Genomic DNA, 26,868 nt, shown 5'->3' with positions numbered 1-26,868 from the left:
CCGGCCCATGCGGTTGAAGTGTTACTCCGCGCCCAGCATGGCGGAGGCCATGGCCCTGATCCGCCAGGAACTGGGGGACGATGCCATCATCGTCTCGACCCAGCGGGCGGCGGGCGACGGCGCCATCCGCATCACGGCCGCCGTCGAGGAGCCGGACCAGGACGGCGACCTGCGGGCCGCGCTGCACGCCGAGTCCACCGAGGGCCTGGAAGAACTGGCCAACGACGCCCGGGTGCAGGAGGTCAGTTCCGCCCTGTCGTACCATGGTGCGCCGGCCCGCCTGACGGAACGGCTGCTGGCGCGCGTGCACGAGGCCGTGGCCGAGGACGGCCTGTCGGCCTGCGCCAATGCCCTGGGCGACACGTTCGCCTTCGCGCCGCTGCCGGAACGCAAGTCTCCGCGCCCCTTCCTGGTCATCGGCCCGCCCGGCGTGGGCAAGACCATCGCCGTCGCCAAACTGGCCGCGCGCGCCCGCCTTGGCGGCCGCCCCGTCGGCGTCATCAGCGCCGATTCCGTGCGCGCCGGTGCCCTGGCCCAGCTCGCCGCCTTCACGCGCATCCTTGAAGTCGACCTCAAGCGGGCGCGCGGCCCCGAGTCGTTGCGCCATCTTGTGGAGGAAGGGATCGGGCTGCATGATCTCGTGTTCATCGACAGTCCGGGCGTGAATCCGTTTTCCCGCCACGACATCGAATACCTGCGAGAGTTGATCGAGGCCGCCGACGTCGAGCCCATCCTTGTGCTGGCCGCCGGCATCGACCCCATGGAAGGCGCCGAGGCCGGCGAGAGCTTCGCCCGGGTCGGCGCGACACGGCTTCTGGCCACACGGCTGGACATGGCCCGGCGCCTGGGCGGCATCCTGGCGGCCGCCGATCACGGGCAACTGATGTTCAGCGAAGTCACCATCAGCCCGCACGTGGCCAATGGGCTGGTTCCGATCAATCCGTTGTCCCTGGCCAAGCTGATCCTGCCCATGCGCCCGCACGAGGGAGGGGCGCCCGAGGACCCATCCGAGACGGCGGCCGAAACACCCGAGTCCCTGTCGCCCTCCGCCACCGAGGCAGCCCGATGACCACGCTTGATCCCACCATGGCTCCACGCGCCGTGCCCCAGGAGGCCGCCCAGAACGTCATGGCCATTGCCTCCGGCAAGGGTGGCGTCGGCAAGACGTGGTTCGCCATCACCCTCAGCCACGCGTTGGCGCGGCGCAACCGGCGTGTCCTGCTGTTCGACGGCGACCTGGGCTTGGCCAACATCGACATTCAGTTGGGCCTGATGCCGCGCCACGACCTGGGTAGCGTGGTGGCCGGCAAGCTGACCCTCAATCAGGCGGCGACCCCCTTCGAGACCGGCGGGTTCGACGTGATCGCCGGCCGCTCCGGCTCCGGCAGCCTGGCCAACATCCCGGCCAGCCGCCTGCAACTGGTGGCCGAGGACCTGGTGTTGATGGGCCGGTCCTACGACAACGTGCTGCTCGACCTGGGCGCCGGCGTCGAGAAGTCGGTGCGTTTGCTGGCCCGGGCGGCGGCCACCGTTCTGGTGGTGACCTCGGACGAGCCCACCGCGCTCACCGACGCCTACGCCTTCATCAAGATCACCGCCATCGAGCGGCCGGAGGTGGATGTGCGCGTGGTCGTCAACGCCGCCAACTCCACCCGCGAGGGCGAACGCACCTACAGCACCCTGCTGAAGGCGTGCCAGGGGTTCCTGCGGATCGCGCCGCCGTTGGCGGGGGTGGTGCGTCGGGATACCCGGGTGCGGGAGTCGATCCGCAATCAGATCCCGCTGCTGACCCGCTATCCCAACAGCGAAGCCGCTTTGGATGTGGAAGCGCTTGCGGACCGCCTGCTCGCCGGGTAGGGAGCCGTCCGCCCATGAGCACCGTTCCGCCGCCCGTTCCGCCGCAGCCCCCGGCGCGGCCCGCCGCGCCGGCCCCGGCGACGCTGACCGTCGTCGATCCCCCCCGGGCGCTCGCCGAGGCGCAGGCCAACGCCGTGCTGCAGGCCCGGGTGATCCAGGCCGCGCAGGGCGGCCGGCTGGCGGTGGTGCAGACGGATCTGGGGCAAATGAACGTGCGCACCAGCCTGCCCCTGCCGGCGGGGACAGACTTGTCCCTGAACCTGCTGTCGCTGGCGCGCGGCACCGCGCTGATGCGGATCACCGCCCTGAACGGGCAGCCATTACAATCAGCCCCGCCCAGCGCCGGAGCGCCCGCCACGGCCGCGCCTGGACCGGCCGCCAGCGGCACCCCAGGCGCCCTCTTGACCACCGGCCCGGCGGCGGGCACCGGAGCGGTGGCCGGGACTCCTGACGCCTCGACCCGGGGCCTGCTGACGGCGACCGTGCTGCGCGGTGCCGGCACAGCGGGTTCGACGGACCCGGCCGCGTCCGCGTCCACTCAGTGGCCGGCGGGAACCCGCCTGACGGTGCGGGTGATGGCCATCCAGCCCCCGGGCTCACCCGGCGTGGTGGCAGGCACGGCCGGAGGCGCGGGGCCGGCACCGGCAGCGGCGGACGTGACGGCCCCGAACGCTGCCGCCGCGCGCGGGTCGGCGGCCCCGCCTGCCTCAGGGGCGCCAACGCCGACGGGTCAGGTGGCTCGCCTCCCGATCGCGCCACCGGGGACCGCCGTTACGCCAGGGGCGGCCAGGTCCTTCGTGTCCGGACCCACGACCCCGGGCGCGTCCACGCCGTCCGCCGGGAGTTCCAGCGGCGTGGCCCATGCCACCGGAGGACAGGCGGCCAAGGCCCCCGCCGCTCAGGGCGACACGTCCCAGGCCCCCAACCGCCTGACCGGGCTCCTGACGGGTCAGCCCTCGGGCGCGCAAAGCCTGATCCGGACGCCCTCCGGCACCCTCGCCCTGCCCGTGCGCCTGGATGCGCCGCCGGGCAGCCAGATCTCCCTGAGCATCGTGTCCAGCGCCCCCCCGGCCTCGACTGGCGTCGGCGCCGCCCCCGCCGTGCCGCAGGGCGGCGGCCAGGGCTGGCCGGCGCTGTCCCAGGCCGTCGACACCCTGGCCCGAACGGACCCGGCGGCGGCGCGGGCCCTGGAAAGCGCGATCCCCCGGCCCGGACCCCAACTGGCCGCCGCCATGGTCACGGTCGCCGGCGCATTGCGGGCCGGCGGTGACGCCCGCCAGTGGCCGGGAGATGCCACCATGCGCGCCCTGGATCGGGCCGGCCCGGCCGGCCGCCAGGCGGCCGAGACGCTCCGGCAGGACCTGACCGACCTGGCCGGCCGGGTGCGGGAAAGCCCGGGCGGCGAGTGGCGTGCCCTGACGCTGCCGCTGTCCGATCAGGCCGAGATCAGCGCCATTTCGGTGATTCTGAGAGTCATCGGTGGCCGGGGCGACCCGCCCGAAGACGCCGAGGGACGCCCCGGTCAGGACGGCGACGGCGGCCAACGGTTTCTTGTGGACGTCACCCTGTCACGTCTCGGGCGGATGCAGCTCGATGGCCTCGTCGAGACGCCGGCGCGGCGCCTGCGGCTGATCCTGCGCACGGCGGCGCCGCTGCCGGCCGACCTGCGCGCGGACTTGTCCGCCATTGCCACGAACAGCCTGGAAGCCCTTGGACTGGAAGGCGGATTGACCTTCCGCGCCGACGGCGCCTTTGTCGATCCCATGCCGGCCACCAGCCCCAAGAGCCCCCCTCCGCCCACCACGCCACCCGGCGGGGTCTTCGCATGAGCGAAACGATCCTGGTTGACGAACGTCAATGCGAAACCATTTCCACGATGTCACGGTTGACGTTCCGCTGCGGCCGCACGGGGGGTGAAGCAATCCAGATTCTCCCTCGAACGTATAAGGCCGAAGATCTCGTTCGAACTACGACGTCCTGCAGGGTTGCATCCGGTCCCGTGTTAGCCTTAGAAGCTTAGGGTCGGTTTCCTGCTGGCAGAACTCCAACGAACTGGTTTTTGGAATGGGTCTGAATACTACCAAATTGACTGTTGATCAGGCGCTTAACCTCTGGCGTCTGACGGTGGTCGAAAGTGTGCGCCGCGACACACCGGATCTGTCCTCACGCCAGATGGCGGTGCTGCTGACCGTCTATCTGACACCGGCGCCGCACACCGTGCGGGGACTGGCGCGCGTGCTCGACATCTCGAAACCAGCCGTGACCCGCGCCCTGGACCGGCTCGGGGAATACGGGCTGCTGGCGCGCAAGGTGGACGAAACCGACCGGCGGAGCGTGCTGGTGCAGCGCACACCGGAAGGCCAAAACTTCCTGGCCGCCCACGCCGACCTGGTGATCCGGGGGGTCGACGCGGCCACATTGGCGGACAACGACCTGACCTCGGTGCCAAGCCTGGAAGTGGCCTGACCCCTTTTCCTGAACGCTTTCGTTCCGTTTGCCGGCCCGATGCCGTATGATCCGGGCTGAAAAGGGGCGCGCCTGTGGCGATCACAAGGCGTCCCACGGGACGATGGACGATGGCGGCAGGGAGAGGGCCGATGGCGCGTGCCTCCGATGGCGAGCACGGGAAGATACCCCGTGGCTGCGACCGTCGCCGGTGGCGATGGGTCCGCGCCTTGGGCTTCCCGCCCGTCGTGGCCCTGGCCCTGCTGCTGGGCACGCCGTCCGGCGCTCACGCTGCGGGGGCACCGCCCCCGCCGCCGCCGCCCACCAAGCCAGAGCCCGCCGCCGTTGGGGCCGTTCTCGATGCTGTCGCGCCTCTGACCGGCGACGCGGGCGTGGCCCTGGCCATGCGGCCGCCGGTGCTGGCGCCGCTGCCCCCGGGGCCGAAACCGGCAGCCCCCCACCTGTCCGAGGCCGAGTTGATCGACCTCGCCGGCTTCCGGCCCGAGCAGGTCGGTTACCTGGTGTATGACCTGGACACAGGCGAATACCTCGCCGGCCACAACGCCGCCCACCCCGCCTTTCTGCCGGCGTCGGTGCTCAAGGTTCCCACCACCGTCGCCGCCCTGGCGATCCTTGGCCCGGACCATCGGTTTCCGACTCTGGTCCGGTTCGACGGCACGCGCGATGGCCCGGTGTGGCGCGGCACCCTCGCCCTGGTCGGCGGCGGCGACCCGGTGCTGGACTCCGACGACCTGCGCGCCCTGATGGCGGATCTCAAGGCGGCCGGCCTGGAGCGCCTCGACGGGTCCTTCGTCTACGATGACTCGGCCCTGATCGCGGCCCCGTCGATCGAGGACTCACAGCCCCCGGAGCACAGCTACAACCCCGGCCTGTCGGCGCTGTCGTTGGACTTCAACCGCGTGCGGGTGGGCTGGGACGGCGAGATCGTCCGCTTTATCGAGACGCACGGCACGCCGCCGGTGGCGCCGGTCCGCCTGACCCGCGACACCGCGACCACGGGCTGGGCGCGACCCGGTCCGTCGTTGCGCCATGCCTTCGCCCCGCCCGGGACCCACGATGACGACGGCCTCGTCGTCGAAAGCTGGCGCATGTCACCCCACGCGCCCTACGCGGGTGCAACCTGGCTGCCCGTGCGAGCGCCCGCCCCCTTCACCGCCGCCGTGTTCCGCGCCCTGGCGGACGAGGCCGGGATCGTCCTGCCCGACCCCGAGCCGGCGCGCCAGCCGGCGCGCGGCCCCATCGTCGCCAGCCACTTCAGCCCCCGCCTCTCGGCCATCGCCGCAGCCGGCCTGAAGCACAGTAATAACTTGCTGGCCGAGCTGGTCGGACTGGCGGCCACCAAGGCGCTGGAAGGGCGACCGCTGCCCATGGCCAAGTCGGCGGCGCGCATGACGGACTGGCTGGCGGAGGCCATGCCCTGGGTGGACTGGAGCGGCTTTTACATGGCCAACCATTCCGGCCTGTCGCCCGACAGCCGCGCCAGTCCCGAGCAGATCGTCTCCATCCTGCGCTTCGCCCAGGATCAGGGGGCGGCGCTGGCACCCGCCGCCTACGCCTCCCTGCTGCCCACGCGCCGGTTCCCCGACCGGGACGCCAGCGTCGTCGCCGCCCGGGTGCGCGCCGGTGCCGGACCGCCGCGCGTGGCCGCCAAAAGCGGCACCATGTACCACGGGCGCGGCCTTGCCGGCTTCGTCGTGGGCAAGGACGGGCACCGCCTGGTGTTCGCGCTGTTCATCTCCGACCTGCCGGCGCGGCGCGCGTTCGACGCGGACTATGCGCATTACGCCGCGTCGGCGGTCCGGCGCGCCCGCGCGCAACTCCGCCGCGCCCGCGACCTGGAACACGCCCTGATCCTCAAGTGGGTTTCGGAGCATTGATGGCGCGTGGCCTGTTGATCCAACTCCCCGTGAGAATTTCACGCTGGCCTGAGCCGCCGCTTCGATGTACAGCGTCCGGGGATAACCACCCCCGCCGGGCCGCCGTATTCCGCGCCCGCGGGACCGCTTTCAAGGGGATCCGTCCGCCATGCGCATTGCGATGATCGGCACCGGCTATGTCGGCCTGGTGTCCGGCACCTGTTTCTCGGAATTCGGCGTCACCGTCACCTGCGTCGACAAGGACGCCAGCAAGATCGAACGCCTCAATCGCGGCGAGATCCCCATCTACGAACCTGGCCTCGACGCCCTGGTGGCCAGCAACGCCGCCGCCGGGCGGCTGTCCTTCGCCACCGAGTTGGCCCCGGCCGTGGCGGAGTCCGACGCCGTGTTCATCGCCGTCGGCACCCCCAGCCGGCGCGGCGACGGCCATGCCGACCTGACGTACGTGTACGCCGCCGCGCGCGAGATCGCCCGCGCCATGACCGGCTACACGGTGGTGGTGACCAAGTCCACCGTCCCTGTCGGCACCGGCCGCGAGGTCGAGCGCATCATCCGCGAGGAACGTCCCGACGCCGACTTCGATGTGGTGTCCAATCCGGAGTTCCTGCGCGAGGGATCGGCCATCCAGGACTTCATGCGCCCCGACCGGGTGGTCATCGGCGCCGAGAGCGAACGCGCGCAGGAGGTCATGCGCCAGCTCTACCGCGTGCTGTACCTGATCGAGACACCCATCGTCTTCACGACGCTGGAAAGCTCGGAGATGATCAAGTACGCGGCCAACACCTTCCTGGCCACCAAGATAACCTTCATCAATGAGATCGCCGACCTGTGCGAGAAGGTTGGCGCCGACGTGCACGCGGTGGCGCGCGGCATCGGCCTGGACAACCGCATCGGCCGCAAGTTCCTGCACGCCGGGCCGGGCTACGGCGGTTCGTGCTTCCCCAAGGACACGCTGGCCCTGGTGACCACCGCCAAGGAGGCCGGCAGCCCGCTGCGCATCGTCGAGACGGTGGTGGACATCAACGCCAAGCGCAAACGCGCCATGGCCGAACGCATCATCGCCGCCTGCGACGGCGACATGTCCGGCAAGACCATCGCCATCCTGGGCCTGACCTTCAAGCCGAACACCGACGACATGCGCGATTCGCCCAGCCTGGACATCGTCCCCGCGTTGGTCGAGGCCGGCGCCACCGTCCGCGCCTTCGACCCCGAGGGCATGGACGAGGCCCGCAAGCTGCTGCCCGCCATCACCTATTGCCAGGACGCCTACGACGCCATGACGGACGCCGACGCCGTCGTCATCCTGACGGAATGGAACGAGTTCCGGGCGCTGAACCTGGAGCGGGCCAAGGAGGCGCTCAAGGCGCCGGTGATGATCGACCTGCGCAATGTCTACAGCCCGGCCGACATGATCGCGGCCGGCTTCCGCTACACCAGCGTTGGCCGCCCGACCCCGCCGGCGCCCGCCGCCTGATCGACCACCCGCGCGCAGCCGGAGGAGGCTACTCATGAGCGCGATCCGCGTGGAACCGACGACACCGTTCGACGACCAAAAGCCGGGCACCTCCGGCCTGCGCAAGAAGGTCTCGGTGTTCCGTCAGCCCCGCTATCTGGAGAACTTCGTCCAGGCCATCTTCGACGCCGTGCCCGGCGGGCAGGGTGCCACCCTGGTTCTGGGCGGAGACGGCCGTTTTCACAACACGGCCGCCATTCAGACCATTCTGCGCATGGCCGCCGCCAACGGCATCGCCCGCGTGCTGGTGGGGCGAGACGGCCTGCTGTCGACCCCTGGCGCGTCGTGCGTCATCCGCGCGCGCGGCGCCTGGGGCGGGATCATCCTGTCGGCCAGCCACAATCCGGGCGGCCCGGACGGCGATTTCGGCATCAAGTTCAATCCGGGCAACGGCGGCCCGGCGCCGGAACGGATCACCGACGCGATCCACGCTCGCACCCAGGCGATCAGCGAATTCTGCATCCTCGACACGCCCGAGGTTGATCTGTCGGTTCTTGGCGAACATTCCGTCGACGACATGGTGGTCGAGGTCATCGACCCGGTGGCCGACTACGCGGCGCTGATGGAAACGCTGTTCGACTTCGACGCCATCCGCGACCTGTTCAAGGGCGGCTTCCGGATGTGCTTCGACGCCATGCACGCGGTCACCGGTCCCTACGCCAAGGAGATCCTGGAAAACCGCCAGGGCGCGCCCGCCGGCACCGTCATCAACGGCGAGCCGCTGGACGATTTCGGCGAGGGCCATCCCGACCCCAATCTGGTCCATGCCCATGATCTGGTGGAACGGCTGTTCTCCGAGGGCGATGACGCGCCGGACATGGGCGCGGCCAGCGACGGCGACGGCGACCGCAACATGATCCTGGGCCGCCGCTTCTACGTCACGCCCAGCGACAGCCTCGCCGTGCTGACCCTGAACGCGGACAAGGCACCCGGCTACGCCAAGGGCATCGCCGGCGTGGCGCGCTCCATGCCCACCAGCCGCGCGCCCGATCGGGCCGCCGCGCTGCTCGGGGTTCCCTGCTTCGAGACCCCCACCGGCTGGAAGTTCTTCGGCACGCTGCTCGACGCCGGCAAGGCCACCCTGTGCGGCGAGGAAAGCTTCGGCACCGGATCCGACCACGTGCGGGAGAAGGACGGCCTGTGGGCCGTGCTGTTCTGGCTCAACCTGGTGGCCGCCACCGGCCAGTCGGTCGAGGACCTGGTGCGCGACATGTGGGCGCGGGTCGGACGCATCTACTACACCCGCCACGACTACGAGGGCCTGCCGAAACCCGTCGCCGAGCGCCTGATGAATGATCTCCGGGCGCGCCTGCCGACCCTGTTCGGCACCAAGCAGTGCGGCCGGTTGGTCATGCTGGCGGACGACTTCGCCTATACCGATCCAGTCGACGGCTCGACCGCCAGCAAGCAGGGCGTGCGCATCCTGTTCGAGGATGGTGCGCGCATCGTCTACCGCCTGTCGGGCACCGGCACCGAGGGGGCGACCCTGCGCGTCTACATGGAACGGCCGGAGGACGATCCGGCCCGCCACGACCTGGACACCCAGGCCGCCGTGGCCGACATCATGACCACCGCCGACCGTCTGGCCGAGATCAAGACCCGCACCGGCCGCAGCGGCCCGACCGTCATCACCTGACCCGTCCCCCCCCCCTGCCGGCCGCCGTCCCACGAGGAGCGTTCCATGTCCGACCCAGGTCCCCGTCCCGCGCTGCATCCGAGCATCCTGCGCGAGTACGATATCCGCGGCATCCTGGGCGAAACCCTGTCCGCCGACGACGCCCGGGTGATCGGCTGCGCCTTCGGCTCCATCGTCGGCAAGGGGGGCGGCGCGTCGGTCTGCGTCGGCCGCGACGGCCGCCTGAGTTCTCCCGAACTGGAACAGGCCCTGGTCGAGGGTCTGGCCTCCACCGGCCTGGAGGTGCGGCGCGTCGGCCTGGGACCGACACCGATGCTCTATTTCGCCGTGCGTCACACCGGCGCGGCGGCCGGGATCATGGTCACGGGATCGCACAATCCGCCCGACCACAACGGGTTCAAGATGCTGCTGGACAAGCGCCCGTTCTACGGCACGGACATCGCGTTGCTGGGCCGCATCGCCGCCGAGGCGGCGTTCCGGCGCGGCAAGGGCCGGGTGGTCGAGACCCCGGTGGCGGAGGCGTACGTCGAGAGGCTGCTTCAGGACTGGGACGGCGGCGAGCGCGCGTTGACCGTGGTGTGGGACCCGGGCAACGGCGCCGCCGGGGCCGTCCTGCCGCAGTTGATCGACGGTCTGCCTGGGAATCACATCATCCTGAACGGCGCCGTCGACGGCACCTTTCCGGCGCATCACCCCGACCCGACCGAGCCGGAAACCCTGGAACAACTCCGCGCCGCCGTGCTGCGCGAGGGCGCCGACGTGGGGGTTGCCTTCGATGGCGACGGCGACCGGATCGGCCTGCTGGACGGCCGGGGGCGGATTTTGTGGGGCGACCAGATGCTGGCGTTGCTGGCCGAACCGGTGCTGGAGGAACGCCCGGGCGCGCCCATCATCGCCGACGTCAAGGCCAGTCAGGCGCTGTTCGACCATATCGCCGCGCTCGGCGGCACGCCGCTGATGTATCGGACCGGTCACTCGCTGATCAAGGCGTACATGACAGAGGTCGGCGCGCCGCTGGCCGGCGAGATGAGCGGCCACATCTTTTTCGCCGACCGCTACTATGGGTTCGATGATGCCCTGTACGCCGCCGTGCGCCTGCTTGGCATGGTCGCCGGCTGGCCCGAGGGCGAGACCCTGGCGACCCGGCTGGACGCCATGCCCAAGCCGATCAACACGCCCGAGCTGCGCTTTCCCTGCCCCGACAGCGAGAAGTTCGCGGTCATGGGCCGTGTCAAGGAAACCCTGACCGAGCGCGGGGCCACGTTCTCCGACGTCGACGGCGTGCGGGTTTCGCGCGACGACGGGTGGTGGCTTTTGCGGGCCTCGAACACCCAGGCGGTGCTGGTCGCCCGCTGCGAGGCGGGCACGCCGGCCGGGCTGGAGCGCTTGAAGGCCGACCTGTCGGAGACACTGGCCGGCGTGGGAATGCCGGTGCCGCCCGAGGTCCTGAACGTGAAGGCGGGGTAAAACCGGCCGACGAATGAACTGACTTCATTCGTCGGCCGGCCGGTGCGACCGCACCGGCGCGGCGAAGGGACCCTGAGACGGACGATTGAATCCTATCGTGGCTCGGTACATGCCGCCATGCCGGCATCAGGCCGGCGGCAGGCGGAAGAGCCCGGTCCACAGGCCGCGCAGAATGGCCCGGGCCTTGGCCGCGCCCTGCTCCTCCAGCAGCAGCACGCGGCCGAACTGGGCGACCAGCGCCGCCACGTCCTGCGCCGCCCAGCCGGGATGCGTGCCACCCCAACCGCGCCACAGCCGCGCCCGGTTGCGGGCCATGGCGTGGTAGCGGAACGGCGCGTGGTTGCTGGTCCAGACCGTGCGGCCGAGCAGCCGGTGCGGCGTCTGCCGGCCGAGCGCGTGGTCGAGCACCGCAGCACCCGCCACGGCGATGCGCCAGCCGGCGCGGCGCAAGCGAAAGCTGAAGTCCACATCCACGTAGTCGATGAAGAAGTCCTCGCGCATCGGCCCGGCGGCGCGGGCGGCCTCGGCCCGCACCAGGGACCCCGAGGCGATGACGAAGACGGGATCCTCCAGCAGCCCGGCGGTCGGAGCCGGCCGCTTGCGCACCCGCCAGCCAAGGCCGGAGACGAACGTCGGCTCCCGCGCGATATCGGGATAACGCAGGCGCGGCGCCAACAGGCCGAACGCGCCCGGGCGGTCGGCCTCGACGCCGGCCAGCACCGCCACCATGTCCGGGGCCGGCGTGCTGTCGTCGTCCATCAACAGCACCCAGGCGAACCCGGCCGCCAGCACTGCGGCGAGCCCCTGATTCTGGGCCGCCGCCAGCCCCCGGTTGTCCGGGTTCTCGATCACATGCAGGGCCGGGTCGGCCGTCGCCGCCTGCCGCAGGGCGGCCTGTGTCGCGTCGTCCGACCCGTTGTCCACGACCACCACGGCATCGACCTGCGCCGCCACGCGCTCCAGCCGTGCCCGCACAGCGGGACCGGTGTTGTAGGTGACGACGACGGCGCCGATCGGTCCCAGGGCCGGGTGACGCGGTTGGGACGGTTGGGTCAGAGGCGGCGGGGAAGGCGTCATGCGGCCGGGACTCTTCGGTGGAAGGGGGGCGGGGAACTCGGGCAGGATAGGCCGGCGGGCCGCGCCTTTCCAGGTGACGCGGGCGGGCGGGCGTGCGAGAAATCCAGAGTGACCCCACCTGCGCGTGCGAGACCTTCTTTTTAATGACGGATACACCCGCCCCCTCTGCCCCCCTGGTGAGCGTGCTGATGGTCTCGTACTACAGCGCGCGGCTGGCCCGCCGGGCGCTCGACCATCTGGCGGCGCAGGACAGGCGCGACTTCGAGGTGGTGCTGGTGGAAAACGGCGTCGGCGACGGCGCCTGGGCACACGAGGAAGCCGCCCGCCGCGCGTTCCCCATCACCGTGCTGACACCGCCGGAAAACCTGGGCTTCGCCGCCGGCAACAACCTCGCCGCCCGGCACGCGCGCGGGCCATGGCTGGCCCTGCTGAACCCGGACGCCTTTCCCGATCCCGACTGGCTGTCGAGCCTGCTGGCGGCTGCCGAGCGCCATCCGCCGGGCACGGCCTTCGGCTCGGTGCAGGTCAACGCGGCCGAGCCGGGTCTGCTGGACGGGGTCGGCGACTGCTGGTGCCCGCTCGGGCTGGCGTGGCGGGGCGGCCACCGGGCGCCGATCGAGACGGCGCCGACCGAGGACCGGGGCGTGCTGGCGCCGTGCGCGGCGGCCGCCCTGTGGGCACGGGCCGATTTCGTGGCGTTGGGTGGGTTCGCCGAGCGGTACTTTTGCTACATGGAAGACGTGGACTTGGCGCTGCGGCACCGCCTGCGGGGCGGGCGGTGTGTCACCGTGGCGGCGGCCCGCGTGCGCCACGTGGGCAGTGGGACCACGGCGCGGCACAGTGTGTTCGGCATCGAGCACGACCGGCGCAACGCCCTGTGGACCGTGGTGCGGACGACACCGGCGGCGTGGTTCTGGCCGCTGCTGCCGCTGCAGGCGCTGGCGCACGGGCTCATGCTGGCCCGCGCCGCGCGGCATGGGGGATTCGGCGCCGCCTGGCGCGGCCTGCGGGAGGGGTTGGCCGCCCTGCCCGGCCCGGACGGCGTATGGGCGGACCGCCGCGCCATTCAGGCGCAACGGACCGCGTCTCTCTGGACGCTGGCCCGGGCCGTGACATGGAATCCGGTCCGCCTGCTGTGGCGCGGCGCGAAGACATGGCCGCCGGAGACGGAAAGGGGCGGGCCGCAACGCGGCAAGGCCCACGAACGCGCGGACGGTTAACCGTACCCGAGGTCTTCCGGCGCCACGCCGAGCAACGAGATGACGTTTTCGGTATCGAACCGGAACTCAATACCATCGTAGGTATAGATGACCTGATAGAACCCGAGTTCCGCTGGTTCTCCCGTGACAGCGAGCGTGTCGCGGATCGGGTTGAACGACTCGACCTCCATCAAGCCGCCGGAAAAGACGATCTCTTGCCCCGGGGACACGGGTGCATCGTCCGTGCCGGGCTTTCCATCTGTGGCCTTGTCGGCGTCGGGCTCATGCGTGGGCTCCGCCAGCCGGCTGTAGATCACTACGGGCAGGCTGGGCTCGACCTCGAGAGAGGAGTCCTCATCGGCCTTGTCCGCAGTGTCGGCCAGCAGGGTGTCATCGTTGACCGTCCCCGATGTGTAAGTGTCGTCCTCCATCTCCGAGACGTCGACGAAATCGTTGCCGCCCGGGGTCACGGTCCCAACCCAGATGATGCTGCCGAATACCAGGTCACCGCTTTGCGAGCCGAATTCGCCGCTCGCCTCGCGCACCTCGGTCTTGGAGGCGGCATCGGTGTGCCCGGCCGCATCGCTTGCCGTAGGGTCCCCGGCGGAGCCGGTCCCGCTGTCGCCGTCACTGTCGGCGGCGGCCCTCGCCTTCGGGGCGGTGTCGGACGCGGGGCTTCCGGTGCCGTCACTGGCGGTCTGGCCCCCGGCGAGGGCCGCGCTGTTGCTTTCTGTGGCACTGGTGGTGCCGTCCGTCGGCGCGCGCGCGGACCCCGGCTGGGCGGCGGGGGCCAAGTCACTGGCCGCCCCCAGAAGGTCGGCAAAAAACAGGTCAGCGTCGACCACCACCTCGGTCGCGGCCAGGGCCACGGCGCCGTCGTGGGACGACGCCCCGGGCACCCCGCCAACCGAACCGGCAAGGATCACTGGCCCCGCATCGCCTTCGCCGCCCCGGTTCGGCTGATCCAGGCCGTCGGCGGGCTGCTGGGCACTGGCGGGATGACCGCCATCGCGGGCCGGATCAACGGACGCGTCGGCGGTCCGGGCGGCGTCCACGTTGCCCGAGCCGTCGGCCGTTCCATCCTCCGTGCGGCCGACGCGGGCCAGCGTGCCCAGGACGCTGGTACTCGAACCGTCAAGGTTGCCGCTTGCCGGAGTCATGGCCGCCACCACCATCGCCATGGCCGAGGCCATGCCGGCACTGTGCAGCATGAAGCCGGTCTGCCCCGACGACGTGCTGGTTCCCGCCCCGTCACCGGTGCTGAGCGCCGTCAGGCTGTCCTGCAGTTGGCCACGGCTGCCCGGGGCCGCGCTGCCCACCGGCGAGGTGCGGCCGTCCAGAGGCGCCTTGCCGGCGCCAGCCGCCGACGGCGACGGGCCGGCCGTCTCGCCGGCCTTGCGCGCCTGCATCAGGGCGGTGGCCACGAACGCGGCCAGGACCACGCTCGGATGCGTGAACAGGGTGGTGACGTTGTCGCCGCTGTCCGTGGCGCGAGGGGCGGCCCGGTCGCCGGTGCCGGTCACCCGCTCGGCCGATCCGGCATGGCGCCCGCCGAAGGAGGTCATCGGGCCCGTCCCCGACATCAACAGAGGCTGGCGCGCCAGGATCTTGTCCACGACATCCCGGAAGCTGTCGCCCTCGACCACAACGCCCGCGTTGGTCCCGGCGGCGACGAAACGGCCGTCGATGCGAGCAAAATGGGCAATCACGTCCCCGGTGTCGGGACGGACGAAGACCATCCACGGATCGCCCTCGTCGGTCAGGCCCGAGTCGGTCTCGACCGGCAAACCGGCCTGGCCCAACAGATTGACCACGCGGGTCAGTTCCGCGCGTTCCTGGTTCGTCCATTGCCCGGAGATCCTGCCCGCCGCGCGTTCGCGCACGTATTCGGGGATCGAAACCAGTGACGCGGCCATGGTGTCCCTCTCCTCCCGAGGGTGCCACGCGCGCCCCACGTGCGTCTCACGTGCGTTCCAACAGCCGGCGCGGCACCCGAAATTAGCTAAAATACAATGTAAATCGCGCTGCAAAGGGTCAATGGTCAATGCCGCAAGGAAAACCATAAGAAAACATGGTCAGGCACAGTAAACTGAACGGTTCGGCCGTGCAAGAGTGTTGCGGGCAGAAGCCCGGACGCGCGGCTCGCCCCGGCACGGCGGCCCGTTATGCCCCCTGCGACGGTCCGCTTCCAGAGGGCGGCAGCGGCGTCGACGCCGCCCGCGCGAAGCGGTTCATCACATCCTTGCGCGGTCCCATCATCTCGACCTGCCCGTCGCGCAGCACCAGCACCGTTTCGACGACCGACAGAAGGGCCGGCTTCTGGGTGACGAGCACCACCGCCCGCCCCGCCTCCCGCGTTTCGGTCACGGCATTGAGCAGGGCCTGCTCGCCCTCGGAATCCTGGAAGGCATTCGGCTCGTCCAGGACCACCAGCGCCGGGTCGCGGAACAGCGCCCGCGCCAGGCCGATCCGCTGCCGCAGGCCCGCCGGCAGGGCGCGCCCATCGGCACCGACCGGCGTGTCATAGCCCTCTGGAAGGCGCAGGATGGTCTGGTGCACGCCGGCCCGGCGCGCGGCGGCAATCACCGCATCGGCGTCGACGGGTCCAAGGCGGGCGATGTTCTCGGCCACGGTGCCGTCGACCAGATCGACCTCTTGCGAAAGATAGCCGATGTGCTCGCCCAGCTGGTCGGGGTTCCAGTTGCGCAGGTCGTTGCCGTCCAGCCGCACAGTGCCCTGGAGCGGCGCCCACAGGCCGACAAGGGTTCGCGCCAGCACGGTCTTGCCGGCACCGGACGGGCCGATCACCCCAAGCGAACCGCCCGGGTCCAGCGCCAGCGACAAGCCCTTCAGGACCGGCAGCCGGTGGCCGGGCGGCGCCACCGAGGCCTGCTGCAGGGCCACGGCGCCGCGCGGCGCCGGCAGCGGCATCCGCTCACGCGCCGGCGCGGCTTGCTCGAAAACCGTGCGCAGGCGTCGACGCGCGCCGTCCACGGCGATCAGGTCAAACCAGTGGCGGCCGATCGCCGACACCGCCCCGAACGCGCGGTCCGACAGCAAGACCACAGCGATCAGGGCGGCGTCCGTCACATCATTGCGCACCACCAGCCACGCCCCGACCCCCAGCATCAGCACCACGCCAAGGGCGTGCATCAGCCCGGTGAGCCCCGCCAGGGACGCCAGGGTGTGCGCCAGCGAGGTTTCATGATTGATCACGGCGTCCCGCTGCTGACGCCACGCCTGGAACACGGCCGGGGTCATGCCCATGGCCACCAGCGTCGGCGCATGGCCGAGGCGTTCCGCGAGGTGTGTGCCGGTGCGGATGGCCTGGGTCTGGGACAACGGCCCGCGCCGCCGGGTCATCACCTTGGGCAGCCACGCCAGCAGCCCCAGGACGAGGGCGATGCCGATGGCCAGCAGGCCGAGACCGGCATGGACCACCAGGATCAGCAGCAGCAACACCGGCACCCAGGGCAGATCGCACAACCGCACCATCGCCCATCCGCCCAGGAACCGGCGCCAGGTGGTCAGGTCATCCAGGACCTTGTCCATGCCCGGCCGGGGCGCGCGGGCGGCGGTGTCGAACAGCACCTCGACCACTGGCGTCCCCAGCCGTCGGTCAAGCGCGGTGCCGGCGCGGATCAGGATCAAGTGCCGGATCCAGTCGAGCAGCCACAGCACCACCATCGCACCGCCGGCCAGCAGGCCCAGCATCACCAGCGTCGGCACCGAGCGACTGGTCAGGACGCGGTCGATGATCTGGAACACATACAGCGGCGTGACCGTTAGAAGCAGTGTCACAAACAACCCGAAGGCCACGGCGATCACGACCTGGGTGCGGAGCTGCGCGACGGCGGCGTTGTAGTCACCGACGCGCGACTCGCCTTTCGATCCGGCCCGGCCGGTCCTGCTGCCCTCAGCCACGATCCATCCCCACGTTCCTGATCACGACGACCGGAGCCGCCCGGCGCCGCCTATGCACCACCGTCGGCCAAGTGGAGAAGATAGCGCCCATAGTCGTTCTTCTCCATCGCCCGGCCCAGCCTGGCAAGCTGCGCGGCGTCGATATAGCCCATGCGGAAGGCGACCTCTTCCGGACAGGCGATCTTCAGCCCCTGGCGCTTGTCGACGGTGCGCACATAGTTGCCGGCGTCGAGCAGGCTTTCATGGGTGCCGGTGTCGAACCAGGCAAACCCGCGTCCCAGGCGTTCCACATGCAGGCTGCCCTTGTCGAGGTAGGTCCGGTTGACGTCCGTGATTTCCAGTTCGCCCCGGGCGCTGGGCCGCACAGCAGCGGCGACGTCCGTGATGTCGGCGTCGTAGATATACAGCCCCGTCACGGCCCAGTGTGACCTGGGGTGTTTCGGTTTTTCCTCAATGGAGGTCGCGCGCCCGTCCGAATCGAAGTCGACGACGCCGTAGCGCTCGGGATCCGGCACATGATAGGCGAACACGGTGGCGCCCTCGCCCCGTTCAACGGCCGTGCGCAGTTTCTCGGTCAGGCCCTGGCCGTAGAAGATGTTGTCCCCAAGGATCAACGCGCACGGCCCGCCGTCGACGAAGGCGCGGCCGATGTGGAAGGCCTGCGCGAGGCCCTCCGGACGCGGCTGCTCGGCGTAGGAAATGGACAGGCCCCAGTCCGTCCCGTCGCCCAGCAGCGCCTTGAAGCTGGCCGCGTCGGCCGGCGTCGTGATGATCAGAATCTCGCGAATCCCCGCCAGCATCAGCACGCTGAGCGGATAGTGGATCATCGGCTTGTCGTAGACCGGCAGCAACTGCTTGGAGACCGCCCGGGTGATCGGATACAGGCGGGTGCCGGATCCGCCGGCCAGGATGATGCCTTTCATGGCGACCTCGTTGGGGGGCGCTGGGCCATGGCCCAAGCTTGGATCGGGGGACGAGCACTCACCCCACCAGGGCAGAGCGCGCAGGCGCCGCACTGTTTCCGATCCATCCGAGGAACGCAAGCCCCGGGGGCATACCGCCCCAGGGCAATCGGGTGAACGACGCCTGTGTGAGCCATTGCCCGCATGAGCAGTTTATTCTTGAATAGAACACGCAGTTCGTCATTGCGAGGAACGAAGTGACGAAGCAATCCAGGTCCTTGTGGGGCGGGGCTCGAACCCGCGCCCCACTGAACCCCGCCCCACAAGGGGCAATCCAGAGCGAACGCATCATGAACGAGCCCTGGATTGCTTCGCCGCCGTCCAAAGACGCCGGCTCGCAATGACGGGTTTTGCGCGGGCCTCTGGCCCTGGTGTTCTATCTCGGCGATGGGAGTCCGCGTTCACCCGATTGCCCTGCACACCGTACGGACGGCGACACCGCCCGGCTTGTGTCCGGCGGCCCCGCCCCCCTATACAGGACGGCAGGATCGTCTTGACTCGAAAGACCGTGCCGCCGCCCGTTGCCTGCCCCAGGATGGAGTTTCCCCCCATGTCCAAGCCCTCGTCCCGCCGTCGCATGGTTCTCACGCTGTCCGGGATCGCCGTCGTGGCGCTGGCGGCGGGGGGCGTGCTGCTCGCCACCGTCGTCCCCGGCTTCGGCGATCCGACGGACAACGGCGCAACGTCCGACTCCTCGGCCATCGCCCAGGCCGTGCCATACGAGCCGTTCACCTGGGGTGAGCCCGACGCGCCGGTCGAGATTCTCGAATTCTCGTCCTACACCTGCAGTCATTGCGGGAATTTCCACGCAGACACGTTTCCGGCCCTCAAGGAGCGTTACCTCGACACGGGCAAGGCGCGCCTGACCCTGATTGACTTCCCCCTGGACAACGTCGCCGGGGCGGTGTCGTTGATCACGCACTGCGCCCCGCGTGACGCCGGCAAGAAACTGTCGGAGATCTTCTACACCGATCAAAGCGCCTGGATGACGCGCACCCCCGCCGAATCCATCAGCGGCATCGCCCGTCTGGGCGGCATGACGCAGGAGGACATCGACGCCTGCCTCAACAACGAGCCGCTGTACCAAGCCATCATCGACGGACGTTCTCTCGCCGACGAGCGCTACGACATCAAGGGCACGCCGACCTTTGTCATCAACGGCCAGAAGCACGAGGGCGGCTACGGCATCGACGAGATGTCGGCGGCCATCGAGGCGGCGTTGGGCGAGGCCGGCGAGTAGCTCGGCGCCTCACACCTCGCCATGGTCCAGTTCACCCGCCTGCGCCTGACCGGCTTCAAGTCGTTCGTCGACCCCGCCGAACTGGTCATTGAACCGGGCCTGACCGGCGTGGTCGGCCCCAACGGCTGCGGCAAGTCGAACCTGGTCGAGGCGCTGCGCTGGGTGATGGGCGAGACCTCCGCCAAGCAGATGCGCGGCGGCGAGATGGACGACGTCATCTTCGGCGGCAGCGGCCAGCGCCCGGCCCGCAACATCGCCGAAGTGACCCTCGACCTGGACAACAGCGACGGCTCGGCCGCCGCCTTCCGCCAGTTCCAGGACCTGGAGGTCACCCGCCGCATCGAGCGGGGCTGCGGCTCGGTCTACCGCGTCAACGGCAAGGAGGCGCGCGCCCGCGACGTCCAGCTTCTGTTCGCCGACGCCGCCACCGGGGCGCGCTCGACGGCGATGGTGTCGCAGGGCCGCGTGGGGGCGATCATCGCCGCCCGGCCGGCGCAGCGTCGCGCCCTGCTGGAGGAGGCCGCCGGCATCTCCGGCCTGCACGCCCGCCGGCACGAGGCCGAAACCCGTTTGAAGGGCGCCGAGGCCAACCTGGAACGACTGGACGACGTGCTGTCGGCGCTGGACGGCCAGGCCCGCAATCTCCGCAAGCAGGCGCGCCAGGCGGCCCAGTACCGCGAACTGTCGGAGGCCATCCGCCACGCCGAGGCGGTGCTGCTGCGGCAACGCTGGCTGGCGGCGATCCGGGGGCTCGACGCCGCCCGCACGGCGGCGCGCGAAAGCGAGCGGACGGTCGGGGACCTGACCGCCCGCGCCGTCGCCGCCGCCCAAGCCCATGACGCCGCCACCGAGGCCCTGGCCCCGCTGCGCGACCGCGCCGCCGAGGCGGCGGCGGCGGTGCAGCGCCTGGGCGTGGAGCGCGACCGCCTGGACGCCGAGGACGCCCGCGTGGCGGCCGCCCGCGCCGACCACCGCTCGCGCCTGGAGCAGACCGACCGCGACACCGTTCGCGAGCAGGCCCGGGTCACCGACGCCGAGGCCGCCTTGGCCCGGCTGGCCGAGGAGAAACAGGCTCTGGAGGCGGCCGCCGCCGGCGAATCCGAGACGCGGGCCGCCAGCCAGCAGCGGCTTCAGGCGGTCAACGCCGAGGTCAATGACCTGGACGGGCAGGCCACGCGCGCCACCCAGGCGCTGGCGGAGGAGGACGCGCGCCGGAACGCGCTCGATCGCCGCATCGCGGACGCAGTCCAGCGCGCCGAGCGGCTGGCGCGGCGCAAGGACGACCTGTCACGGGACCTGGAGGCGGCGCGGGCGCGGGCGCTCGACCCGGCGGCGCTGGAGGCCGCCGCGGCGGCCCTGGCCACCGCCGAACAGGGGCACGCGGACGCCGTCGCTGCTCGCGACCGGGCCGAGGCGGCGCGCGGCGAGGCCCGCGCGGCCTTTGATGCCGCGCGCGAGGCGGTGCAGGGCGTGGCGGCGGAGCGGGCCAGCGTGCGCGCCGAGGTGCAGGCGCTGGAGGGGCTGTTGGCGCGCGAGGCGCCCGCCGGCAAGGGTGGCCCGCCGGTGCTGGAGGCGCTGTCCGTGGCGCCGGGGTTCGAGACCGCCCTGGGGGCGGCGCTGGGCGACGACCTCGCGGCCTCGCTCGACACGGCGGCGCCGGCGCATTGGCTCGACCTGCCGCCGTGGGCCGACCCGCCGCCGCTGCCGCCCGGGGTCGCGGCGCTGGCGGATCATGTCGACGCGCCGGCCGCGCTGGCGCGACGGCTGGCGCAGGTGGGCGTGGTGCGCGACCGCGACACCGGCGACGCGCTGCGCCATGACCTGCGCCCGGGCCAGCGGCTGGTCAGCGCCGAGGGCGACCTGTGGCGCTGGGATGGACTGACGGTGCGCGCCGGGGCGGGCCGGGAGGCCGGGGACCGGGCGGCGGCGCGGCTGCGCACCCGCAACCGACTGGCCGAGCTGGCCGAGACCCTGGCGGCGGCCGAGGCCCGCGTGTCCGACGCCGAATCGCAGGTGCAGGCGGCGCGCGATGCCCTGACCCGCGCCGAGGAGGCCGAACGCGCCGCCCGCGACGGGGTCAAGGCCGCCGACCGGGCGCTGGCCACCGCGCGGAGCGAGCAGGAAGCGCTGCGCCGCAAGGCCGCCGAGGCCGACGCCGCCCTGGCCTCGCTGCGCGCCACCCTGGCCCAGGTCGAGGCCGATGGGGCGGAAGCGGCCGAGGCCGCCGAGGCCGCCCGGGCCGAGCGCGCCGGCCTGGGCGACGGCGCCGAGGCACGGTCGGACCTGGAACGCCTGCGCGAGACCCTGGCCGAAAAGCGTACGGCGCTTGTCGAGGCGCGCGCCGACCATGACCGCCTGCTGCGCGAGATCGGCGACCGCGACCGCCGCCTGAAGGCCGTGATCGCCGACCAGGACTCGTGGTCCAAACGGCTGACCCAGGGCCGAACCCAGCTGATCGACCTGGCGCAGCGGCGCGAGTCCCTGGCCGCCGCCCTGACCGACCTGGACGCGGCGCCCGAGCGGCTGGCGACCGAGCGCGCCACCCTGCGGGAAGCCCTCGACGCCGCCGAGGCGCGCCGCAAGGCCGACGCCGACGCCCTGGCCGAGGCCGAAACCCGGGCGCGCGAGGCGTCCAAGAGTCGCGCCGAGGCCGACCGCGCCCTGGCCACCGCCCGCGAGGAGCGGGTGCGGCGCGACGCGGCGGTCGAGCACGGCCAATCCGCCTGCCGCGAGGTGGCCGGGGCCATCGCCGAACGCCTGGACGTGCCGCCGGACGGCCTGCCCGAGGCGGCGGGATTGCCGGCGGACGAGGCCCTGCCGCCGCTCGACGAGGCCGAGGCGCAACTCGCCAAGCTGGCGCGCCAGCGCGACGGCATGGGGCCGGTCAACCTGCGCGCCGAGGCGGAACTGGCCGAGCTGGACGAAAAGGTCGCCGCCCTGCGGCACGAGCGCGAGGACCTGACCGGGGCCATATCTCGCCTGCGTCAGGGCATATCCGAGATCAACCGGGAAGGACGGCAGCGGCTGGTGGACTCGTTCACCACCGTCAACGGTCACTTCCGCGACCTGTTCGCGCGCCTGTTCGGCGGCGGTCAGGCGCACCTGGAGATGATCGACAGCAACGACCCGCTGGAGGCCGGTCTGGAGATCATGGCCAGCCCGCCCGGCAAGAAACTCCAGATCCTCTCCCTGCTGTCGGGCGGCGAGCAGGCCTTGACCGCCGTGGCCCTGCTGTTCGCCGTGTTCCTGACCAACCCGGCGCCCATCTGCGTGTTGGACGAGGTGGACGCGCCGCTCGACGACGCCAACGTGGACCGCCTGTGCCGCCTGCTGGAGGACTTGGGCACGACCACCGCCACGCGCTTCTTGCTGGTCACCCACCACCGCATGACCATGGCCCGCATGGACCGCCTGTTCGGCGTGACGATGATGGAACGCGGCGTGTCGACCTTGCTGTCGGTCGACCTGCGCGAGGCCGAGCGGTTGCGGGACGCGGATGTGTGAGGACCGAGGCCGGGCGCGCCCCGGGCCCGGACACCCGGACAGGCGAAAAGGAAGGGCCGCGCGCGGCGGCCCTTCCATCCGTTGGCACAGCATCACATGCCGTGAAGCCTATCCTCGATAGGTCTCCATCTGCTCCAGCTGCTCCTCGGTTTGGTCCAACTGGACGGTGACGTCCTCGTCATGCGCGCCGTCCCGGCCAATGTGGATCTGATCGTAGCCGAGCGCCACCGGCTTTTCGCCGATGCCGAGGAAACCGCCCACGTCGACGATCACATGCGTCACGTCACCGCCGTCGCTGATCAGCACGTCACTGACCTCACCGACCCATTCGCCGTTCTGGCCATAGACGTAGGAGTCTTCGAGGTTCTCCGCCGACAGCTCGTTGAACTCGGTTTCGCTCAGGGCCTCGGCGTTCTCGTTGGTCTGCGCCATCGTCCGCTCGGCCGTCCGCTCGGCGTCCGTCTGCTCGGTCTCGCCGGAGCCCGTGACGTTCGCCATGGTCTGCTGACCATCCTCGTGTTCGGTCGCGCCCGTCTGACTCAGGCTATAGGACGTCTCGCCGGCCTGTTCAGCCTCGGCCTCGTCATAGCCCTGCGATTCGAGGACGTCGCGATCACCCGTGTAGCGCACGAAGAAGTTATCGCGATCGTCACTGTCCTTGACGAAGCGCAACTCCTCCATATTCAGGCGGAGACGCTTTTCCTGCAGGTCGAGCATACCGCCGCTATCGACCACGACGGCACTCACCTTGCCATCACGCGAGATCAGCAGGTCGACGATATTGCCCACGTTTTCCCAGTCGGAGGGCACGTCGGAAAAGCCCATCTCCCAATCCGAGTTGGACTCCATGTCCTGACTGGAGCCATCACCGTGGCCACCGGCACCGTCCGGCGCGACGTAGACGTTTTTCTCCAGCAGGCGATCCGCCGTGATGCGATGCTCGTTCGTGGTCATATCGGACGAGCCGCCCTGCGCAGTGGCCGACACCTGAGTCTCAGCCTGCGTCTGCTGCATGTCCTGCCCCGTCGTGCCCGCATGGGCGGTCAGGGGGGCGGCTGCCATCGTCACGATGGCCGTCGTCGCGAGCAAGCGTTTCATCAAAAATCTCCGTTCAGCTGGTGAATGCGGTCTGGCTTGTTCTTTCCTCTTTGCCGCTGCTGAACCAACACGCACCCCGGCGGATGGGTTTCCCGAAAATTCAAAAAAGTCAGGCCAAGGGAAAAAAGCATGGAGGGTCGTGCTATCCTTCGACAGGCCCCATTTCGGATGGGGTTTTCGGCCTGTCGTGCCCCGTTTCGCCTTTTTATGGTGGGTAAGATCGCTGCATATACAACATAAGCAACATGGGGGAACCAAGCGGACCGCGCGATCGGTCGGGCGCACCCGGCCGTGTGAAGCCCGGCCATTTCGGGACACGCCCTTTCGCGATAGGGTGTGTGCCCAGAGTCAGCCTGTCCGGAAGGCCACCGTATCCATGACCGCCGCCCCCTCGCCCCGCCCCCTGTTCTCCTGGCGCAAGCACTGGGCGCACCGCTTCGGCACCGCGCCGTTCCTGCCCATGAGTCGGGACGAGATGGACGCGCTGGGCTGGGATGCGTGCGACGTGCTGCTGGTCACCGGCGACGCGTATGTCGACCATCCCAGCTTCGGCATGGCCCTGATCGGCCGCCTGCTGGAGGCGCAGGGCTTCCGCGTCGCCATCCTCGCCCAGCCGGATTGGACCAGCGCCGAGGCGTTCCAGGCCCTGGGCGCCCCGACGCTGTTCGTCGCCGTGGCCGCCGGCAACATGGACTCGATGGTCAACCGCTACACGGCGGACCGGCGGCTGCGCCACAACGACAGCTACACGCCGAACGACGAGGGCGGAAAGCGGCCCGACCGCGCCACGCTCGCCTACGCCCAGCGGGCGCGCGAAGCGTTCCGGGACACACCGATCATCGTCGGCGGCATCGAGGCGTCCTTGCGCCGCGTGGCGCACTACGACTACTGGAGCGACACGGTTCGGCGCTCCCTTCTGCTCGACGCCAAGGCCGACCTGCTGGTCTACGGCAACGCCGAGCGGGCCATTGTCGAGATCGCCCACCGCACCGCCAAGGGCGAGCCCCCGCGCGCCATGACCGACATCCGGGGCACGGCCCTCGTGCGGCCCGTCGTGCCCGAGGGCTGGACCGAGATCGACGCTACCGCGACCGACCCACCCGTCCGGCCCATGGACGGCCCGGCCGTGGTCCGCCTGCCGTCGTATGAGGCCGTCAAGGCCGACTCGGCGTTGTACGCCCACGCCGCCCGCGTCGTGCATCTGGAGAGCAACCCCGGGCACGCCCGCCCGCTGGTGCAGCGCCACGGCGACCGCGAGGTGTGGCTGAACCCGCCGCCCTGGCCGTTGTCCACGGCGGAGATGGACGCGCTGTACGAACTGCCCTTCGCCCGCGCGCCGCACCCCGCCTACGGCGACGCGCGCATCCCGGCGTGGGAGATGATCCGCTTCTCCATCACCATCATGCGCGGGTGCTTCGGCGGCTGCACGTTCTGCTCCATCACCGAGCACGAGGGCCGGCAGATCCAGAGCCGCTCGCAGGCGTCCATCCTGCGCGAGATCGAACAGGTGCGGGACAAGACGGCGGGCTTCACCGGCGTGATCTCCGACCTGGGCGGGCCGACCGCCAACATGTACCGGCTGGCCTGCACCAGCCCGGACATTCAGCGCGTCTGCCGGCGGCTGTCGTGTGTGTATCCGTCGATCTGCAAGAGCCTGGACACCGACCATTCCGCGCTGGTCGACCTGTACCGCGCCGCCCGCGCCGTGCCCGGCGTGAAGAAGATCACCATCGCCTCGGGTCTGCGCTATGACCTCGCCGTGCGCTCGCCCGCGTATGTGAAGGACCTGGTGACCCACCACGTGGGCGGTTACCTGAAGATCGCCCCCGAGCACACCGAGACCGGACCGCTGGCGCACATGATGAAGCCGGGCATCGGCGCGTATGACCGCTTCAAGCAGATGTTCGACCGGTTCAGCCGCGAAGCCGGCAAGGAACAGTACCTGATCCCGTACTTCATCGCCGCGCATCCGGGCACGACGGACGAGGACATGATGAACCTCGCCCTGTGGCTGAAGCGGAACGGCTTCCGGGCCGATCAGGTGCAGGCGTTCCTGCCGTCGCCCATGGCGTTGGCCACGGCGATGTATCATTCGGGCCGGAGCCCGCTGCGGCCGGTGCGGGGCGCGGGCGGCGAGCCGGTGTTCACCGCCAAGGGCCTGCGCCAGCGCCGGCTGCACAAGGCGTTCCTGCGCTACCACGACCCGGAGAACTGGCCGCTGCTGCGCGACGCGCTGAAGCGCCTGGGCCGCGCCGACCTGATCGGCCCCGGCAAGCGCCACCTCGTGCCCGCGTATCAGCCCACCGGCACCGGCCGCGCGGGCGGCGAGGGCCGACGGACGGGCCGCAAGAAAGGCGCGCAAGCCTTCGTGACGACGGGCGCGGGCAAGGGGCGGCGGTGAGCGCGGTCGTGAGGCGGACTGTCGGCTTGTCGGGGGTTGCCCGTCGACAAAAAAGCCCGTCATTGCGAGGAGCGAAGCCCAAAAACCAAAACTGGGGTAATCCAGGGCAACGTGAGCGATTTCCACCCTGGATTGCTTCACCCGCGTCTGGCGACGCGGGTTCGCAATGACGGAGCCCAGGGCCGACTCCCGGTGCAGACAAGGCCGCACGTGCTTGCCCTTCCCCGGCGCGGACCGGTGTGATGCAAGCAGTCAGCCTGGGCATTTCTCTACTTCTTGTGGCAGTCGGGACAGCAGTAATAGCAGCCGTCAGAATTGGGATAAGTCTTCTTGGCTTCGGCAAGGGCACCGTGACATGTCGCGAATTCTCCAAGATCCTTTCGGTTCTGAACCGCCGGCAAATAAGAGCACGTATACGTATGCACTTCGTGTTCGCCGGTGGGTTGGGGGTTCGTGTTGACAAGATAGCGTGCCATCATCGGCTCCATGTTCGGTTGAAGGAGTGACCCAAAGACGCAAACAACACTAGACGCTCGCACAAGAGGATCAACCCAAAACTGCATATAGTTGTGATTAGCATATTCTAAAACTTTACGCCGCCTTCGCGCCCACACATCTGTTCAGGGCCAGCCACCGCCCGATGGACG

At 70.5% G+C, this 26,868-nt stretch carries 17 protein-coding genes; 12 read left to right on the top strand and 5 right to left on the bottom strand.

The features are described 5' to 3' along the window. The first annotated feature begins 7 nt into the window (after nucleotides 1–7). The 8 genes from Q0309_RS09645 (at nucleotide 8) to pgmG (ending at nucleotide 10,816) form a co-directional block, all read left to right on the top strand. Complete coding sequence (locus Q0309_RS09645; protein WP_299439990.1) at nucleotides 8–1,069, top strand: GTP-binding protein; 1,062 nt, start codon at nucleotides 8–10, stop codon at nucleotides 1,067–1,069. Then, the gene (locus tag Q0309_RS09640) at nucleotides 1,066–1,857 is read left to right on the top strand and encodes a MinD/ParA family protein (RefSeq protein WP_299439988.1); all 792 of its coding nucleotides are present in this window, start codon (nucleotides 1,066–1,068) and stop codon (nucleotides 1,855–1,857) included. The genes Q0309_RS09645 and Q0309_RS09640 overlap by 4 nt, the downstream gene beginning before the upstream one ends. A gap of 14 nt (nucleotides 1,858–1,871) precedes the next feature. Further along, nucleotides 1,872–3,686, top strand: coding sequence for a hypothetical protein (locus tag Q0309_RS09635; RefSeq protein ID WP_299439986.1), 1,815 nt, complete (start codon nucleotides 1,872–1,874; stop codon nucleotides 3,684–3,686). A gap of 235 nt (nucleotides 3,687–3,921) precedes the next feature. Next, entirely contained in the window at nucleotides 3,922–4,323 is a 402-nt protein-coding gene (locus Q0309_RS09630; RefSeq protein WP_299439984.1) for a MarR family transcriptional regulator, read from the top strand. A 131-nt stretch (nucleotides 4,324–4,454) separates the two neighbouring features. Continuing rightward, a complete protein-coding gene (gene dacB, locus Q0309_RS09625) occupies nucleotides 4,455–6,200 on the top strand; it encodes a D-alanyl-D-alanine carboxypeptidase/D-alanyl-D-alanine-endopeptidase (RefSeq protein ID WP_299439982.1) in 1,746 nt (581 codons plus the stop codon). Nucleotides 6,201–6,348: 148 nt separating this feature from the next. Continuing rightward, nucleotides 6,349–7,674, top strand: coding sequence for a UDP-glucose/GDP-mannose dehydrogenase family protein (locus Q0309_RS09620; RefSeq protein WP_299439980.1), 1,326 nt, complete (start codon nucleotides 6,349–6,351; stop codon nucleotides 7,672–7,674). A gap of 34 nt (nucleotides 7,675–7,708) precedes the next feature. After that, complete coding sequence (locus Q0309_RS09615) at nucleotides 7,709–9,349, top strand: alpha-D-glucose phosphate-specific phosphoglucomutase (RefSeq protein ID WP_299439978.1); 1,641 nt, start codon at nucleotides 7,709–7,711, stop codon at nucleotides 9,347–9,349. Nucleotides 9,350–9,394: 45 nt separating this feature from the next. Next, nucleotides 9,395–10,816, top strand: coding sequence for a phosphoglucomutase/phosphomannomutase PgmG (gene pgmG, locus Q0309_RS09610; RefSeq protein ID WP_299439976.1), 1,422 nt, complete (start codon nucleotides 9,395–9,397; stop codon nucleotides 10,814–10,816). Nucleotides 10,817–10,942: 126 nt separating this feature from the next. Here the strand turns inward: pgmG and Q0309_RS09605 are convergent, their stop codons facing one another. Then, entirely contained in the window at nucleotides 10,943–11,893 is a 951-nt protein-coding gene (locus Q0309_RS09605) for a glycosyltransferase (protein WP_299439974.1), read from the bottom strand. A 143-nt stretch (nucleotides 11,894–12,036) separates the two neighbouring features. Between Q0309_RS09605 and Q0309_RS09600 the strand changes: the two genes are divergently transcribed. Next, nucleotides 12,037–13,113 (top strand): glycosyltransferase family 2 protein, encoded by a 1,077-nt coding sequence (locus Q0309_RS09600; protein WP_299439972.1) that lies wholly within the window; start codon nucleotides 12,037–12,039, stop codon nucleotides 13,111–13,113. Here the strand turns inward: Q0309_RS09600 and Q0309_RS09595 are convergent. From Q0309_RS09595 to rfbA, 3 genes are all read right to left on the bottom strand, one after another. Beyond that, on the bottom strand, nucleotides 13,110–15,008 hold the full coding sequence (locus tag Q0309_RS09595; protein ID WP_299439970.1) for a hypothetical protein: 1,899 nt from the start codon (nucleotides 15,006–15,008) through the stop codon (nucleotides 13,110–13,112). The two genes, Q0309_RS09600 and Q0309_RS09595, sit on opposite strands and share 4 nt — an antisense overlap. A gap of 247 nt (nucleotides 15,009–15,255) precedes the next feature. Continuing rightward, entirely contained in the window at nucleotides 15,256–17,016 is a 1,761-nt protein-coding gene (locus Q0309_RS09590; RefSeq protein WP_299439968.1) for a type I secretion system permease/ATPase, read from the bottom strand. A 50-nt stretch (nucleotides 17,017–17,066) separates the two neighbouring features. After that, a complete protein-coding gene (gene rfbA / locus Q0309_RS09585; RefSeq protein ID WP_299439966.1) occupies nucleotides 17,067–17,939 on the bottom strand; it encodes a glucose-1-phosphate thymidylyltransferase RfbA in 873 nt (290 codons plus the stop codon). A gap of 589 nt (nucleotides 17,940–18,528) precedes the next feature. Between rfbA and Q0309_RS09580 the strand changes: the two genes are divergently transcribed. Both Q0309_RS09580 and Q0309_RS09575 read left to right on the top strand, forming a co-directional pair. After that, nucleotides 18,529–19,218, top strand: coding sequence for a thioredoxin domain-containing protein (locus tag Q0309_RS09580; protein ID WP_299439963.1), 690 nt, complete (start codon nucleotides 18,529–18,531; stop codon nucleotides 19,216–19,218). Nucleotides 19,219–19,239: 21 nt separating this feature from the next. Continuing rightward, entirely contained in the window at nucleotides 19,240–22,722 is a 3,483-nt protein-coding gene (locus tag Q0309_RS09575; RefSeq protein WP_299439961.1) for an AAA family ATPase, read from the top strand. 108 nt (nucleotides 22,723–22,830) lie between these two features. Here Q0309_RS09575 and Q0309_RS09570 read toward each other — a convergent pair whose 3' ends face one another. Continuing rightward, on the bottom strand, nucleotides 22,831–23,820 hold the full coding sequence (locus Q0309_RS09570) for a PRC-barrel domain-containing protein (protein ID WP_299439959.1): 990 nt from the start codon (nucleotides 23,818–23,820) through the stop codon (nucleotides 22,831–22,833). A gap of 376 nt (nucleotides 23,821–24,196) precedes the next feature. Here Q0309_RS09570 and Q0309_RS09565 point away from each other — a divergent pair, with 376 nt between their 5' ends. Continuing rightward, nucleotides 24,197–26,221, top strand: coding sequence for a YgiQ family radical SAM protein (locus Q0309_RS09565; RefSeq protein ID WP_299439957.1), 2,025 nt, complete (start codon nucleotides 24,197–24,199; stop codon nucleotides 26,219–26,221). Nucleotides 26,222–26,868 lie beyond the last annotated feature (647 nt).

This window comes from uncultured Rhodospira sp. (genome assembly GCF_937138205.1).
GTDB lineage: Bacteria > Pseudomonadota > Alphaproteobacteria > Rhodospirillales > Rhodospirillaceae > Rhodospira.
The sequence above is the reverse complement of the archived record's forward strand: the minus strand, read 5'-3'. Positions and strand labels throughout refer to the sequence as shown.

Bases quoted from the DNA above. Each gene is read 5' to 3' on its own strand.
- Q0309_RS09635 (WP_299439986.1), top strand. From the start codon at position 1,872: ATGAGCACCGTTCCGCCGCCCGTTCCGCCGCAGCCCCCGGCGCGGCCC.
- Q0309_RS09615 (WP_299439978.1), top strand. From the start codon at position 7,709: ATGAGCGCGATCCGCGTGGAACCGACGACACCGTTCGACGACCAAAAG.
- Q0309_RS09620 (WP_299439980.1), top strand. From the start codon at position 6,349: ATGCGCATTGCGATGATCGGCACCGGCTATGTCGGCCTGGTGTCCGGC.
- Q0309_RS09605 (WP_299439974.1), bottom strand. From the start codon at position 11,893: ATGACGCCTTCCCCGCCGCCTCTGACCCAACCGTCCCAACCGCGTCAC.
- Q0309_RS09570 (WP_299439959.1), bottom strand. From the start codon at position 23,820: ATGAAACGCTTGCTCGCGACGACGGCCATCGTGACGATGGCAGCCGCC.
- Q0309_RS09595 (WP_299439970.1), bottom strand. From the start codon at position 15,008: ATGGCCGCGTCACTGGTTTCGATCCCCGAATACGTGCGCGAACGCGCG.
- rfbA (WP_299439966.1), bottom strand. From the start codon at position 17,939: ATGAAAGGCATCATCCTGGCCGGCGGATCCGGCACCCGCCTGTATCCG.
- Q0309_RS09645 (WP_299439990.1), top strand. From the start codon at position 8: ATGCGGTTGAAGTGTTACTCCGCGCCCAGCATGGCGGAGGCCATGGCC.
- Q0309_RS09575 (WP_299439961.1), top strand. From the start codon at position 19,240: ATGGTCCAGTTCACCCGCCTGCGCCTGACCGGCTTCAAGTCGTTCGTC.
- Q0309_RS09600 (WP_299439972.1), top strand. From the start codon at position 12,037: ATGACGGATACACCCGCCCCCTCTGCCCCCCTGGTGAGCGTGCTGATG.
- Q0309_RS09580 (WP_299439963.1), top strand. From the start codon at position 18,529: ATGTCCAAGCCCTCGTCCCGCCGTCGCATGGTTCTCACGCTGTCCGGG.
- Q0309_RS09565 (WP_299439957.1), top strand. From the start codon at position 24,197: ATGACCGCCGCCCCCTCGCCCCGCCCCCTGTTCTCCTGGCGCAAGCAC.
- Q0309_RS09640 (WP_299439988.1), top strand. From the start codon at position 1,066: ATGACCACGCTTGATCCCACCATGGCTCCACGCGCCGTGCCCCAGGAG.
- Q0309_RS09630 (WP_299439984.1), top strand. From the start codon at position 3,922: ATGGGTCTGAATACTACCAAATTGACTGTTGATCAGGCGCTTAACCTC.
- dacB (WP_299439982.1), top strand. From the start codon at position 4,455: ATGGCGCGTGCCTCCGATGGCGAGCACGGGAAGATACCCCGTGGCTGC.
- pgmG (WP_299439976.1), top strand. From the start codon at position 9,395: ATGTCCGACCCAGGTCCCCGTCCCGCGCTGCATCCGAGCATCCTGCGC.